The organism is Micromonospora sp. LZ34 (assembly GCF_052981855.1).
In genome coordinates this window covers 135167-148708 of record NZ_JBRIQN010000005.1, presented here as the reverse complement: position 1 = coordinate 148708, position 13542 = coordinate 135167, and the positions used below count along the sequence as shown (strand labels likewise).

At 73.9% G+C, this 13542-nt stretch carries 16 protein-coding genes; 8 read left to right on the top strand and 8 right to left on the bottom strand.

Going from position 1 to position 13542, the window contains the following annotated elements; translation table 11 throughout:
- Nucleotides 1-49: 49 nt before the first annotated feature.
- Nucleotides 50-1291 carry a low temperature requirement protein A gene (locus tag ACVCAH_RS08385; protein ID WP_447135472.1) on the top strand — a complete coding sequence of 414 codons (1242 nt, stop codon included), beginning with the start codon at nt 50-52 and terminating at the stop codon, nt 1289-1291.
- A gap of 10 nt (nt 1292-1301) precedes the next feature.
- Here the strand turns inward: ACVCAH_RS08385 and ACVCAH_RS08380 are convergent, their stop codons facing one another.
- Nucleotides 1302-1613, bottom strand: coding sequence for a hypothetical protein (locus ACVCAH_RS08380; RefSeq protein ID WP_447135611.1), 312 nt, complete (start codon nt 1611-1613; stop codon nt 1302-1304).
- Nucleotides 1603-1914 (bottom strand): hypothetical protein, encoded by a 312-nt coding sequence (locus ACVCAH_RS08375; RefSeq protein ID WP_172899378.1) that lies wholly within the window; start codon nt 1912-1914, stop codon nt 1603-1605. The genes ACVCAH_RS08380 and ACVCAH_RS08375 overlap by 11 nt, the downstream gene beginning before the upstream one ends.
- 106 nt (nt 1915-2020) lie before the next feature.
- On the opposite strand from ACVCAH_RS08375, the gene ACVCAH_RS08370 reads away from it, so the two are divergent.
- Nucleotides 2021-2377 (top strand): DUF3099 domain-containing protein, encoded by a 357-nt coding sequence (locus ACVCAH_RS08370; protein ID WP_447135471.1) that lies wholly within the window; start codon nt 2021-2023, stop codon nt 2375-2377.
- Between the two features lie 87 nt (nt 2378-2464).
- Here the strand turns inward: ACVCAH_RS08370 and ACVCAH_RS08365 are convergent, their stop codons facing one another.
- Nucleotides 2465-3361 carry a carbohydrate kinase family protein gene (locus tag ACVCAH_RS08365; protein WP_447135470.1) on the bottom strand — a complete coding sequence of 299 codons (897 nt, stop codon included), beginning with the start codon at nt 3359-3361 and terminating at the stop codon, nt 2465-2467.
- The gene (locus ACVCAH_RS08360) at nt 3358-4287 is read right to left on the bottom strand and encodes a pseudouridine-5'-phosphate glycosidase (RefSeq protein ID WP_447135469.1); all 930 of its coding nucleotides are present in this window, start codon (nt 4285-4287) and stop codon (nt 3358-3360) included. The genes ACVCAH_RS08365 and ACVCAH_RS08360 overlap by 4 nt, the downstream gene beginning before the upstream one ends.
- Before the next feature lie 88 nt (nt 4288-4375).
- Between ACVCAH_RS08360 and ACVCAH_RS08355 the strand changes: the two genes are divergently transcribed.
- The 3 genes from ACVCAH_RS08355 to ACVCAH_RS08345 all read left to right on the top strand — a co-directional run bounded on the left by ACVCAH_RS08355 (nt 4376) and on the right by ACVCAH_RS08345 (nt 7226).
- Nucleotides 4376-4594, top strand: coding sequence for a DUF3039 domain-containing protein (locus tag ACVCAH_RS08355; protein ID WP_447135468.1), 219 nt, complete (start codon nt 4376-4378; stop codon nt 4592-4594).
- 40 nt (nt 4595-4634) lie between these two features.
- Nucleotides 4635-5279, top strand: coding sequence for a trimeric intracellular cation channel family protein (locus ACVCAH_RS08350; protein WP_447135467.1), 645 nt, complete (start codon nt 4635-4637; stop codon nt 5277-5279).
- A 213-nt stretch (nt 5280-5492) separates the two neighbouring features.
- Nucleotides 5493-7226, top strand: a complete 1734-nt coding sequence (locus tag ACVCAH_RS08345; protein ID WP_447135466.1) for a DEAD/DEAH box helicase — start codon at nt 5493-5495, stop codon at nt 7224-7226.
- A gap of 289 nt (nt 7227-7515) precedes the next feature.
- On the opposite strand, the gene ACVCAH_RS08340 is transcribed toward ACVCAH_RS08345, so the two are convergent.
- Nucleotides 7516-7749, bottom strand: coding sequence for a DUF7455 domain-containing protein (locus tag ACVCAH_RS08340; RefSeq protein ID WP_091672175.1), 234 nt, complete (start codon nt 7747-7749; stop codon nt 7516-7518).
- Between the two features lie 245 nt (nt 7750-7994).
- Nucleotides 7995-9602 (bottom strand): RNA polymerase sigma factor, encoded by a 1608-nt coding sequence (locus tag ACVCAH_RS08335; RefSeq protein ID WP_447135465.1) that lies wholly within the window; start codon nt 9600-9602, stop codon nt 7995-7997.
- Between the two features lie 288 nt (nt 9603-9890).
- On the opposite strand from ACVCAH_RS08335, the gene ACVCAH_RS08330 reads away from it, so the two are divergent.
- On the top strand, nt 9891-10712 hold the full coding sequence (locus tag ACVCAH_RS08330; protein ID WP_447135464.1) for an inositol monophosphatase family protein: 822 nt from the start codon (nt 9891-9893) through the stop codon (nt 10710-10712).
- Between the two features lie 63 nt (nt 10713-10775).
- Here ACVCAH_RS08330 and ACVCAH_RS08325 read toward each other — a convergent pair whose 3' ends face one another.
- Nucleotides 10776-11291: a LytR C-terminal domain-containing protein gene (locus ACVCAH_RS08325; protein ID WP_447135610.1), complete on the bottom strand. Its 516-nt coding sequence runs from the start codon at nt 11289-11291 to the stop codon at nt 10776-10778.
- A gap of 436 nt (nt 11292-11727) precedes the next feature.
- Between ACVCAH_RS08325 and ACVCAH_RS08320 the strand changes: the two genes are divergently transcribed.
- Nucleotides 11728-12024 (top strand): DUF4193 domain-containing protein, encoded by a 297-nt coding sequence (locus ACVCAH_RS08320; RefSeq protein ID WP_007075406.1) that lies wholly within the window; start codon nt 11728-11730, stop codon nt 12022-12024.
- A 138-nt stretch (nt 12025-12162) separates the two neighbouring features.
- Complete coding sequence (locus tag ACVCAH_RS08315; RefSeq protein WP_447135463.1) at nt 12163-12972, top strand: hypothetical protein; 810 nt, start codon at nt 12163-12165, stop codon at nt 12970-12972.
- Between the two features lie 31 nt (nt 12973-13003).
- On the opposite strand, the gene ACVCAH_RS08310 is transcribed toward ACVCAH_RS08315, so the two are convergent.
- Complete coding sequence (locus ACVCAH_RS08310) at nt 13004-13498, bottom strand: DUF3093 domain-containing protein (protein ID WP_447135609.1); 495 nt, start codon at nt 13496-13498, stop codon at nt 13004-13006.
- Between the last annotated feature and the right edge of the window lie 44 nt (nt 13499-13542).

Below are 13542 nucleotides of genomic sequence, written 5' to 3'. Positions count from 1 at the left end.
AACCGCGCCGTAACCACGGTCGTTGTAGGCAGGTGGCGACGGGCAACCGATGACGGACGGACGCGGCGGGCCGCTGCTGCGTCCCGAGATCAGCGCGACCCGGGCCAGCTTCCTCGAACTCTTCTTCGACCTGGTCTTCGTCTTCGCGCTGACCCGGGTCTCGGTGCGCCTGATCGACGCCGCGGGGGCTTCCGTCGGCGAGATGGTGGTCGAGATCGCGCGCACCGGCGTGCTCTTCCTCGCCCTCTGGCTGCTCTGGTCGATCACTGCCTGGGTCACCAGCCGGTACGAGCCCGAGCGCGCGGTGATCCAGTTCGTCGTGGTGGGGTCGATGTTCGCCGCCATGGTGATGGCGGTCGCGCTGCCAGGGGCGTTCGAGGAGCGGGCCCTGCCGTTCGTGCTCGGGTACCTGGCGGCGATGATCGGCCGGCCGCTGGTCTTCGCCGTGGCGTTGCGCCGCCATCCGCGCCGCACGGTCGCGCTGCGGCTCGCCGCCTGGGCGGCGGTCGGCGCCGTGCCGTGGCTGGCCGGGGCGGTCGGGCCGGAGCACCTGCGGCTGCCGCTGTGGGGGCTCGCGCTGGCCGTCGACGGCACCGGGCTCCTGCTCGGCTGGCCGCTGCCCCGGATGGGCCCGGCGCGCGCCTCCGGCTGGCCGATCGCCGGCGAGCACCTGGCCGACCGGTACCAGCAGATCTTCCTCATCTCGCTGGGGGAGACCGTCCTGGTCATCGGCGTGACCTACAGCGGTGCCGTCTTCACCGCCGACCGGGCCGGCGCCTTCACCACGGCGTTCCTCACCACGGCACTGCTCTGGCGGATCTACTTCCACCGGGCGGGTCACCTGCTCGGCGAGGCGCTGCGGGTGGCCCGGCCGGCCGGCCGGCTCGGCTCCTCCGTCGCCGCCACCCACCTGGCCATCGTCGTCGGCGCGCTGAGCACCGGCGTCGGCTACGAACTGGTGATCGCGCACCCTTACGACCGGATCGACCCGGTCTGGCTGGTCTTCGTCGTCGGCGGCCCGGCGATCTTCCTGGCCGCCCGGGCCCGCTTCGAGTACGAGATCTTCGGCCGGGTGTCCTGGTCGCGTTCGGGCGGCCTGGCGGCGCTGCTCCTGCTGGCGCCGGCGCTCGCCCTGGGCTCGCCGATGGTGGCGCTGGCGGCGGTCGCCGCCGTGCTGGCCGGGGTCGCGGTCGCCGACGCGCTGCGCAGTCGGGGCCGGCCGGCCGAGAAGCCCGCCTCGCCGCTGCTGCGCGGCGAGCCCGGGGGAGCGGACTTCCCCGCGGCCCCGTGACGGGCCCGGCTCAGGCGGCCGTCGGGTGGGCCAGCGCGGCCAGCGCCCGGCGCACGTCGGCGAGCGAGACGGTGGTCGAGTCGTCGAGGTCGGCCAGCCCGGCCTCGATCCACTGCCGCATCAGCGTGGTGACCCCGATGCCCCGGGCGTCGGCGGCAGCCCGCACCCGCTCGTACGTCTCCAGCGGCAGCCGGACCGAGCGGCTCACCATCGGCGTGTCGGTGTCGGGGGTGGGCAGCTCCACCGGCGGGCTCTCGTCGATCAGCTCCGCGAGCCGGTCACCGCCGCTGTGGAACTGCTTGGTCGCGTCGTTACGGTGCATCGTCACCGCCTCCTCGTCGGTGGGACCTCCGCACGGCCTCGTCGTAGCGCTTGGCCTCGACGTCGCTCAGCTCCCGGGCGGAGAGGATGTCCCAGTCGTTGTCGGTGCCGTCGGCCTCGGCGAGCAGTACGGCCAGTCGACGCCCCCGGCGGGCGGCGGCGTAGACGACCATCACGTCGTCGCCCAGGTGGCGGATGACCCGCCGGCTGCTGTGCAGCGCCTCCCAGACTTCCCCCGGCGTGACGTCGTAGACCCTCAGGTTGGCCAACGCCTCGTCGGTGAAGCTGAACCTGCTGCCCACGCGGCGAGCGTACCACGGACGTAACACGATGTTCCTTGCCACGATTCTCGCTGATCACGGGCTCGGAGTGACAGGATGGGGCGTAATCCCCTCGAGGAGGTCCGCGGTGAAGCGTCAGGCGTACCAGCCGATCCTGATCACCGACGCCTCGCGCAGTCAGGACGACCAGCTCACCAGCCGGCAGAAGCGGTACGTGCTGATGATGGGCATCCGGGTGGCCTGCGTGATCGTCGGTGCGGTCCTGGTCGGCGCGCAGGCTCCGCTGCTCTGGCTCTGGCTGCCGATGGTCGGCCTGGGCATGGTGCTCATCCCGTGGCTGGCCGTGCTGCTGGCCAACGACCGGCCGCCCAAGGACGAGCACCGGCTGATGAGCCGGTTCCAGGAGCGGCACCGGGACGAGACGCCGCCGATGAGCCTCACCGCCGAGGAGCGGCCGCACAAGGTCATCGACGCCGAGCCCTGACCGGACCGGCCGGGACATCCCCGGCCGCCCAGCCGCGGTCTCCCGGCCGCCCGGTCCCGGCGGCGACGTCAGGTTCCGGCCGGCCGCTCAGCCCGCGGGTCGGGCGCCGACCTGGGAGACCGCCGACGCACCGAGGTCGCCGGCCCGGGCCAACGCCGCCGCCGGCGTCGCCCCGGCCAGCCAGGCGGAGAGCAACCCGGCCGCGAACGCGTCCCCGGCGCCGGTGACGTCCACCACCGCCACCCGGCGGGCCGGTGCCACCGCCACCGCCCCGGCCCGGTCCACCCAGACCGCGCCGGCGGCGCCCCGCTTCACCACCACCCGGCGGGCCGAGGCCGTCAGCGCCCGCCCCTGGGCCGCCGGGTCGAGCCCGCCGGCCAGCACGGTCGCCTCGTCCGCGTTGACCAGCAACAGGTCGACGTCGCGTACCCAGGCCAGGAAGGCCGCCGCGCCGACCCGCCGCAGCGGGGCCGCGGAGGCCGCGTCGACGCTGGTGGTGAGCCCGCGCTCGCGCGCGGCGGCCAGCGCGCGCAGCCCGGCCGGGCGGGACGCCGGGTCCAGCAGCGGGTACCCGGACAGGTGCAGGTGCCTCGCGTCCGGCGCGGCGGCCAGCGCCGCCTCGACGTGCTCCGGGGTCAGCCGCAGGTTCGCCCCCCGCTCGGTGATCATCGTCCGCTCGTCGTCGGTGGCGAGCACGATCACCGTGCCGGTGGCCTGGTCCGGGTGCCGGGTCACCGCGCAGTCGACCCCGGCGCGGGCCAGCTCGGCCACCCGGTCGCGCCCCTGGCTGTCGTCGCCGACCGCGCCGACCAGCGTCACCGGCACGCCCTGGGCGGCGAGCCAGGCCGCGGTGTTCGCGGCCTGCCCGCCGCCGCTGAACCGGATCGCCGCCGGGGTGTCGGAACCGGTGGCCGGCGGTCCGGCCAGCACCGCCACCACGTCGGTGATCAGGTCACCGACGACGAGGACGCGGCCTGTGGTCATGCGGCGGCGCGGCGGGCGGCCGCGGCGACCGCGATCCGGGCGGCGAGGTCGGCGTTGCGCAGGATGATCCGGACGTTCACCGCCAGGCTCGCCCCGTCCGTGGCGGAGTGGAAGTGCGCCAGCAGGTACGGGGTCACCGCCTTGCCGGTCACCCCGTCGCGCTCCAGCCGGGCCAGCCCCTCGGCGAGGGTGCGGTCGTGCAGGTCGGGGTCGAGCTGCTCGTCGGTGGGCAGCGGGTTGGCCACGATCAGGCCGCCGCGGTGCACCCCGTGCTGCTCGCGGGCGGCGAGCACGTCCGCCACCCGCTCCGGGCTCTCCACCGACCAGTCCAGGTCGAAGCCGCCGTCGGTGACGAAGAAGCCGGGGAACCGCCGGGTGCGGTAGCCGACCACGCCGACCCCGAGGGTCTCCAGCCGCTCCAGGGTGGCGCCCACGTCGAGGATCGACTTGACCCCGGCGCAGACCACCGCGATCGGGGTCCGGGCCAGGGTGACCAGGTCGGCCGACTCGTCGAAGGTCTGGGCCGCCTCCCGGTGCACCCCGCCGAGGCCGCCGGTGGCGAACACCCCGATGCCGGCCGCGGCGGCCACCGCGCTGGTCGCGGCCACGGTGGTGGCGCCGTCCGCGCCGGTGGCGGCGGCCACCGCCAGATCGCGGACGGAGAGCTTGGTCACGCCGTCGGCGGTGGCGAGCCGGGTCAGCTCGGCGTCGTCGAGGCCCACCACGAGGCGACCGCCGACCATGCCGATGGTGGCCGGCACCGCCCCGGCGTCCCGGACCGCCTGCTCGATCTGCCGGGCCACCCGCAGGTTCTCCGGGCGGGGCAGCCCGTGCGAGACGATGGTGCTCTCCAGGGCGACGACGGGACGGCCGTCGCGCAGCGCGTCGGCCACCTCGGTGCCGTAACGGATGTGGAAGTTGGTCACGGCGGTCACGGTACGGGCTCCGGCCGGGCCGGCCTGAAGTGGACCGGGCCGCGGTGACCTGCCAGACTTGACGGTTGGAGGTGGAAAAGTGAGCACAGAGGTTCTCGAGCGTCCGGAGCTGAAGGACGCCGACACCGGTCCCGAGATGTTCCACTACGTCCGGAAGGACAAGATCGCCGAAAGCGCTGTCATGGGCACTTTCGTCGTGGCGCTCTGCGGGGAGACCTTTCCGGTGACCAAGGCGGCCAAGCCGGGTTCGCCGGTCTGCCCGAAGTGCAAGGAGATCTTCGACTCCTGGGGCGACTGATCCGGGGCGGCCCGCCCGGCCGCCCACGTAACCTGCGGCGGTGACCACCTCCACCGCGCTGCTCTTCGCCGATCTGACCGGGGTGGCCGTCTTCGCCGCCTCCGGGGCCTCTGCGGCGGTGGCCAAGCGGCTCGACCTCTTCGGCGTGGTCTTCGTCGGCTTCGTCGCCGCGCTCGGCGGCGGCATCTTCCGCGACCTGGTCATCGACGAGGTTCCGCCGCTGGCCTTCGCCGACTGGCGCTACGCGGTGACCGCGGCGGTCACCGCCGCCGCCGTGTTCTGGCTGCATCCCCAACTCGCCCGGCTGCGTACCACCGTGCTGGTGCTGGACGCCGCCGGCCTCGGTCTGTTCACGGTCACCGGCACGCTGAAAGCCCTCGACGCCCAGGTGCCCGCGGTCGGCGCCTGCGTGATCGGCATGCTCACCGCGATCGGCGGTGGCCTCGGCCGGGACCTGCTCACCGCCGAGATCCCGGTGGTGCTGCGGCGGGAGATCTACGCGGTCGCCGCGTTCGTCGGGTCGGTCGTGGTGGCGGTACTGTCCGGCCTGAATCACACCGGCCCGGTCCCGCTGACCGCGGCGGCGTTACTGGTGTTCGGGATCCGCCTGGTGGCGCTGCGGCGGCGCTGGTCGGCCCCGGTGGCGACGCTGCGGCCGCCGCGTACCGGCGGCCCGGGTCTCTGACGTCACCCGGCGGGGGCCGGTGGCGCGGGTGGTGGCGGCGGTCCTGGTGTGACCGGGGTGACCAGCGTGGCGTCCGCTGCGCCCGGTGGCCGCCGCTGGTTATGCTGAGTCGGCCTTCGCGGCAGGTCCTGCGCGGAGGCGTTTTCATGGGCGGCGGAACCCGTTGGCCCTCGGCCGGGGTCCGCCTACGCGCGGTCGGAGAGGAGCGCTCGGGTGGCTTCCCGGTTGCCGGCGATCGAGACGTTTCCGGCACTACGCGCCTGGCAGCGCAAGGCGTTGGTGGAGTACCTGCGTCGCCGGACACCGGACTTCACCGCGGTCGCCACGCCCGGCGCCGGTAAGACCACCTTCGCCCTGCGGATCGCCGCCGAGCTGCTCGCCGACGGCACCGTCGAGGCGGTCACCGTGGTCGCCCCCACCGAGCACCTGAAGACCCAGTGGGCCGCCTCGGCGGCCCGGGTCGGCATCCAGCTCGACGCCGCGTTCCGCAACGCCGACCTGCACTCCTCGGCCGACTTCCACGGCGCCGTGGTCACCTACGCGCAGGTCGGCATGGCGCCGCAGGTGCACCGGCGGCGCACCATGACCCGGCGCACCCTGGTCATCCTCGACGAGATCCACCACGCCGGCGACTCCCGGTCCTGGGGCGACGGGGTGAAGGCGGCCTTCGAGCCGGCGGTCCGCCGGTTGATGCTCACCGGCACCCCGTTCCGCTCCGACGACAACCCGATCCCGTTCGTCAGCTACGAGCGGGGCGACGATGGCCTGCTCCGCTCGCGCGCCGACTCGGTCTACGGCTACGCGGACGCGCTGCGCGACGGCGTGGTCCGGCCGGTGCTCTTCCTGGCGTACTCGGGGGAGACGCGGTGGCGCACCAACGCCGGTGAGGAACTGGCCGCCCGGCTCGGCGAGCCGATGACCCAGGATCTGATCGCGCAGGCCTGGCGTACCGCGCTGGACCCGGCGGGGGACTGGATGCCGCAGGTGCTGCGCGCCGCCGACGCCCGGTTGACCGTGCTGCGCGACGGCGGGATGAGCGACGCCGCCGGCCTGGTCATCGCCAGCGACCAGCAGACCGCCCGCGCGTACGCCAAGCTGATCGAGCAGGTGACCGGCGAGAAGGCGGCCGTGGTGCTTTCCGACGACGTCGGGGCCTCCGCGCGGATCGCCAGCTTCGCGGCGTCCGAGCAGCGCTGGATGGTGGCGGTGCGGATGGTGTCCGAGGGGGTGGACATCCCCCGGCTGGCGGTCGGGGTCTATGCCACCAGTGCCAGCACTCCGCTCTACTTCGCCCAGGCGATCGGCCGGTTCGTCCGGGCCCGCCGGCCCGGCGAGACCGCCTCGGTCTTCCTGCCGAGCGTGCCGCACCTGCTCGGGCTGGCCAGCGAGATGGAGGCCGAGCGGGACCACGTGCTCGGCAAGCCCAAGGACCGCGAGGGCTTCGACGACGACCTGCTGGAGCGCGCCCAGCGCGACGAGCAGGCCAGCGGTGAGCTGGAGAAGCGGTTCGCGGCGCTCTCCGCCACCGCCGAGCTGGACCAGGTGATCTTCGACGGCGCCTCGTTCGGCACGGCGGCCCAGGCCGGCACCCCGGAGGAGGAGGAGTATCTGGGCCTGCCCGGGCTGCTCACCGCCGACCAGGTGGCCCTGCTGCTCACCAAGCGGCAGGCCGAGCAACTCGCGGCCCAGCGCCGCCGGGCGGCCGAACGGAGCGCTCAGCCGGCCGCTGAGGCGTCTGCCGCGCCACCGGTGCCGATGAGTGCGGCGCAGCGCCGGGTGGCGCTGCGCCGGCAGCTGAACGCCCTGGTGGCCGCCCGGCACCACCGTACCGGCCAGCCGCACGGCAAGATCCACGCCGAGCTGCGCCGGCTCTGCGGCGGCCCGCCCAGCGCCCAGGCCACCATCGAACAGCTCGAGGAACGCATCGCCACCGTGCAGACTCTCTGACGGCCCCGGTCCCTGCCGGGGCCGAGCCTGGGGTCCTGCGCTCCTGCGGCTCACCCCGGGTGCCGAGCAGGGCAGAAACCGACCACACCTGGCCCGGCATCAGACGATCTTGGATCCACCGGTTGGGTGGGGGTGCCGTGTGGGCGGTGCGGGCCCGTTGGTCACGCGGGTGGGCGGGTGCGATCCGGCGGTCACGGCCCGGCGGGTCGTGCCGGCCGGGTGCGGACAGCGAAAAGCCGGCCGGAGGCACCCACTGGGTGCCTCCGGCCGGCTATGTCGGGTTGCGGACTCAGTTCGCCATCAGATCGGCGCCACGCCAGCTGAACTCCGGGTCCGTCGCGAACCGAACGGTGATCTTCACGAGATCCTCCGCGTACTTGTTCGCGTGGTGCCCACAGAACACCAGCTCGCTCCCACCCGCCAGAGTGATCCGGAGCTTGCCGGCAGCATTGCAGCGGTCGCACCGTTCATCGGCGGCCGGGGGGCTCACCGTCTCGGGCGGCGGCGTGAGGGTCGGGGTCATCGCCTTCCTCCTCTGGTCGTCACCGATGAACAATCTCTTCGGTCGTTGCTCACCTATCGTGCAACACCCTTGCGGGGCCTTGCCTTCCCTGTGTGCCCGCGGGGGACCGAGGTCACACATGGCAGGGACAGTGTGCCGTGCACCCAGGGTGCCACGTCAACGATCACAATCGTGCAACCGAACGATCACCATCCGACGTTGCACGCCAAGTGGCCAAAACGACACGCCGGGTTGACGATCGCGGATCAGTCGAGGTAGTCGCGGAGCACCTGGGAACGCGACGGGTGGCGCAGCTTCGACATCGTCTTGGACTCGATCTGCCGGATCCGCTCCCGGGTCACACCGTAGACCTGGCCGATCTCGTCCAGGGTGCGGGGCTGGCCGTCGGTGAGGCCGAAGCGCAGGCGTACCACACCCGCCTCACGCTCGGACAACGTCTGCAGCACCTGCTGGAGCTGGTCCTGCAGCAGCGAGAACGAGACGGCGTCGACCGCGACCACGGCCTCCGAGTCCTCGATGAAGTCGCCGAGCTGGCTGTCGCCCTCGTCACCGATGGTCTGGTCGAGCGAGATGGGCTCCCGGGCGTACTGCTGGATCTCCAGCACCTTCTCCGGTGTGATGTCCATCTCCTTGGCCAGCTCCTCCGGGGTGGGCTCGCGGCCCAGGTCCTGGAGCAGCTCGCGCTGGATCCGGCCGAGCTTGTTGATCACCTCGACCATGTGCACCGGGATGCGGATGGTGCGGGCCTGGTCGGCCATGGCGCGGGTGATGGCCTGGCGGATCCACCAGGTGGCGTAGGTGGAGAACTTGTAGCCCTTGGTGTAGTCGAACTTCTCGACCGCGCGGATCAGGCCGAGGTTGCCCTCCTGGATCAGGTCGAGGAAGGCCATGCCGCGGCCGGTGTAGCGCTTCGCCAGCGAGACGACCAGGCGGAGGTTGGCCTCGAGCAGGTGGTTCTTGGCGCGCTCACCGTCGCGGGAGATCCAGAGCAGGTCCCGCTGCATGTCGCGGGTGAGCTTCTCCTCGCCCTCCTCGGCCGCGCGCAGCCGCTCGGCGGCGTAGAGCCCGGCCTCGATCCGCTTGGCCAGCTCCACCTCCTGCTCCGCGTTGAGCAGCGGGACCTTGCCGATCTGCTTGAGGTACGCCCGGACGGAGTCCGCGGAGGCGGTCAGCTCGGCGTCCCGGCGGGCCTGCTTGAGCGCCTCGGACTCCTCGTCGTCCCACTCGAAGTCGTTGTCGCTGGCGGAGTTGGCCGCGTCGGCCTCGGCGGCCTGGGTCAGCTCGGCCGGCTCCTCGACCACCACGTCCTCGATCTCGGCGGCGAGCTCCTCCGGGTCGATGTCACCGCCCTCGCCCTTGGCCTTGCCGGCGGCCTTGGCCGGCTTGGCGCCGGCCGCCGCGGCGACCGTGGCCTTGGTGGCCCGGGTGGACTTGGTCGCCTTCGCCGGCGCGGCGGCCTTGGCGGCCACCTCGGCGGTGGTGCCCGCGGCCTTGCGCGCGGTCGCCTTGCGCGGGGCGGGCGCGGGGGCCTCGTCGGCGGCGGGCGCCTGCTTCGGGGCGGGCGCGGCGGCCTTCTTGGTGGTCTTGGCGGTGGTGGCCCGGGACGCCGGCGTGGCCGAGCGGGCGGCGGCCACCCGGCGGCGGGTGCTGGCCGAGCCGTCCACCACCACGGTCACTCCCGCCTCGGAGAGCGCCCGCAGGATCTTCTTGGCCTGGGCCGGAGTCACCTCGGCGGACTCGACGGTGCGCGCGAGCTGGGCCGACGTGAGCTGGCCGCCGGCGCTCTGCGCGTGGGCGATCAGGGTGTCGGTGAGCGAGCGAACGTCGGCGCCGGTCTGGCGGGGTTCTGTCACGAATGACCTTCCGGAGGCGAAGAGCGAGCACGGCCGGGTCGTCTGGCGCAGAGCGGTGCACCGTGCCGGACGATGTGGTTGAGGAACCCCCGTGTCCCGGGCCGGCCGGTCGCTGGCGGTCCGTGGCGCGTGGGCAGGGGTGAATTGTAACGCCGTCTGCGGCGAACATCCTGCGCCGCACGGCGTACCCGCGGTGGGGACCGCCGATTCGACGCAGATGTGGACTTTGTAAGGATGATACCCGCGCAGGATCCGGAACACCCCGGTCGTGCGGGAAGGGGACGGACGATGGACCGGACGGCGCCGGCGCCGCGGGAACTGCTGGAGATCGCGGTCGGGGTGGCCCGGGACGCGGCCGCGACGGCGTACCGGATGCGGGCAGAGGGCGTGTCGGTGGCGGCCACCAAGAGCACCGCCACCGACGTGGTGACCGCCGCGGACCGGGCGGTGGAGCGGCAGGTCGTGGACGCGCTGCACCGGCTGCGCCCGGCCGACGCGGTGCTCGGCGAGGAGTACGGCGCGGGTGCCGGCGGGCCGGTCGGCCCGGGCGGCGTCCGGTGGATCCTCGACCCGATCGACGGCACGGTCAACTACCTCTACGGGCTGCCGCACTGCGCCGTCTCGCTCGCCGCCGAGGTGGACGGCGAGGTGCTCGCCGGCGTGGTGCGCAACGTCAGCACCGGCGAGGAGTGGACCGCCACCGCCGGCGGCGGGGCCTGGCGCGACGGCGAGCGGCTGCGCTGCTCGACCGAGACCGACCTCGGCCAGGCACTGGTGGCCACCGGGTTCGGCTACGACCCGAAGCGCCGGGCGCACCAGGCCCGGGTGATCGCCGAGTTGATCCCGCACGTCCGGGACATCCGCCGGCTGGGCGCCGCCGCCCTCGACCTCTGCCTGGCCGCCGAGGGGCGGGTGGACGCGTACTACGAGAAGGGGCTGGCCGCCTGGGACCAGGCCGCCGGCGCCCTGGTGGCCACCGAGGCCGGCCTGCGGGTCGGCGGGCTGGGCGGGCTGCCGGCCGGCCCGGACATGGTCATCGCCGCGCCGCCGGCGCTGTTCGAGCCGCTGCACGCCCGCCTGGCCGACCTGGACGCCTCCGGCGGCCCCTGACCGGCCGTACGACAGCGTGACCGGCGGCCGGGCGGGGCGGGGGGACCGCCGCCCCGGGCGGTGTCACTTCTCGACCGGCGCCGGGCAGGAGCCGTGCGGCGCGACCGGCGAGCCCAGGTCGCCCAGCGACTGGTTGACCTCGGTGGTGGTGGCCAACTGCTGGAAGGAGTTGCCCAGCACCACGTCGACGACGTCGTCGGCGCGCTTCGCGTCGTACTCGTACCCGGCGTTGTTGAGGAAGTACGCTCGCAGCAGGTGGGCCGAGCCGACGCCCTTCGGGCCGTAGCGCAGCACCGCCACGTCGTCGATCTGCTTGGGCGCGTTGGCTTCCTTCTTGACCTGGAACTTGCGGTTGCGGAAGTCGTCCGCGACGTTGCCGGCGAGGCCGGGCTGGTCGGTGCCGTTCAGCACGTTGATCTTGACGTCCTTGGGCTCGCGCAGGGCCACGTCGGCCAACGGCCAGCCCTCCGGGCATCCCTCGGCGGTGCCGGCGGTGCCCTGGGTGTCGCGCACCAGCGCGACGACCACGAAGACCAGGGCGAGCACCGCCAGCAGGCCGACGACAACGAGTGCTCGCACTCGCGCAAAGCTCATCAGGGCGCTCCCGGACAGTGGTGGGTGGCGGCGGCCGCCGGCGGTCGGGCCGGCCCCGCCGGCCGTCGAGTACGCCGCTGAGGTTAACGGTTGTCCGGCCGTCGCGTGGAAACAGCCGGACATGCCGGCGCGCCATCCGGGAACGCGGTACTACTACCCCTATCTTCGTGTCGCCTGAGTCACATTGGGAACAACTTCGCGTGCGGGGGCGTACATCTCAGCCACGAGGGCGGTATACATGCCTCGCCCAAAGGGGGGGTAAGGTTCCGCGCTCGCTGGGGGGAGTTCCTCTGGCGGCTCCGGCCCGTGCGGTCGCCGGGTCGGGTGACCGACACAAGTGGTGGCCGGCCAGCGGAACCGAAACAGCGTCGTCCGGCGTTACAACCGGAAGCGACAACATCGACATGGGAGAGTGAAACCGATGGCCACCGACTACGACGCCCCGCGTCGCGACGAGGTCGACCTCGGCGAGGACAGCCTGGAAGAGCTCAAGGCACGGCGCGTCGACTCACAGTCGGGCGCCGTGGACGTCGACGAGGCCGAGGTGGCCGAGAGCTTCGAGCTGCCCGGCGCCGACCTGGCCGACGAGGAGCTCACGGTCAAGGTTCTGCCGATGCAGCAGGACGAGTTCCGCTGCGCCCGCTGCTTCCTGGTGCACCACCGCAGCCAGCTGGCGGTCGAGCGTAACGGCGAGCTGATCTGCCGCGAGTGCGTCTGATCGCGGCAGGCTCCACCGGCGGCGGCTCCCTCGTGGGGCCGCCGCTGTCCGAGTCACCGTGCGGCGCGCCGGGGGAGCTGCTTGACTCGTGACGGGTAGCCGGCACGGCGGCTGACGATCCACCGGGAGGTCGGTTCGATGAGCGAGCGCGGCGTGGGCGAGCCGGGCGTGGGCGAGCGGGGCGCGGACGAGCTGGGGGCGACCGTCGCCGCGCTCACCGCCGACGACATCGAGCCGGCCCGGCGCCGGCAACTGCTGACCCGGCTCGTCGGGCAGGCCCGGGCCCGCGGGCTCGGCGACCTGTTCAAACCCCGGGCCGCCGTCCGCTGGATGGTCGACACGGTCGCCGAGATCGCGCCGCACGTGCCGGTCCGCGACCTGGCCACGCTGCGCCGGCACTTCCCCGGGCTGGACGACGACGCCCTGGCCGACCGGCTGGTCCGCAACGCCGCCCGGGCGACGGCCGGGGTGGGCGCTGCCGGCGGCGGCGTCGCCGCGGTGGAGTGGGCGATCACGCCCACTCTGCTCTCCGCGCCGGTGCTGCTGGCCGCCGAGACGGTCGCCGTGGTGGCGATCGAGTTGAAGCTGGTCGGCGAGCTGCACGAGGTCTACGGTGTCCCGCTGCCCGTCCGCGGCACCCCGCGCTCGGTCGCCCTGGTGCACTCCTGGGCCAGCCAGCGCGGGATCAACCCGCTGCTCCCCGGCGCCGGGGTGGGCGCGGTGCTCGGCACCGCGGCCCGCCGGGAACTGCGGGACACCCTGCTGCGGCGCTTCGGGCGCAACCTCACCACGCTCGGGCCGTTCCTCACCGGGGCGGCGGTCGCCAGCTACCTCAACCGGCGGGCCACCCGGGGGCTGGCCGACCAGGTCCGGGCCGACCTGCACCGCAAGCGCCGTGCGCTGCCGGGGACCCCGCCCGAGCTGTCCGGCGGGCCCACCCGGCCCTGAGCGCGGGCCGCACCCCGGGCGAGCAGCCGGCTCAGCCGGCGTCGCGGGCGGCCAGGATCGCCTCGGCCAGCTCGACCGGGCGCCGGGTGCTCACCACCCAGAAGGGCGTCGGGTCGGCCGGGTCGTCCAGCACCACCTGCACCGCGCCGCCGATCCACGGCCGCTGCACCACGAACGCCAGCGGATCCGCGCCGACCCCGAGCACCTCGCGCCGTCCGGCGGCGTCCAGCGGGATCGCGTCGGCCACGAACCGCACCGGCAGCCGGGCGTCGTCCACCCGCAGCTCACCGTCGCGTACCGCCACCCGGACCCGGCCGAGCCAGGCCAGGCCGAGCACGGTCGCCGGCAGCAGCACCGCGAACGGCAGCCACGCGCGGACCCCGGAGTAGCCCATCCAGATCTCGGTGGCGAGCAGGGCGGCCGCGGCCAGCCCGGCCAGCCAGAGCCACCAGGGCAGGTCGAGCCGTTCGGAGTGCTCCGTGGGCGCCGCGACGGGCGATGTCGGCGACGGCGAGGATGGCGACAGGCTCACAGTCCGAGGGTACGGCGCACAACGGCCCGGGTACCCGG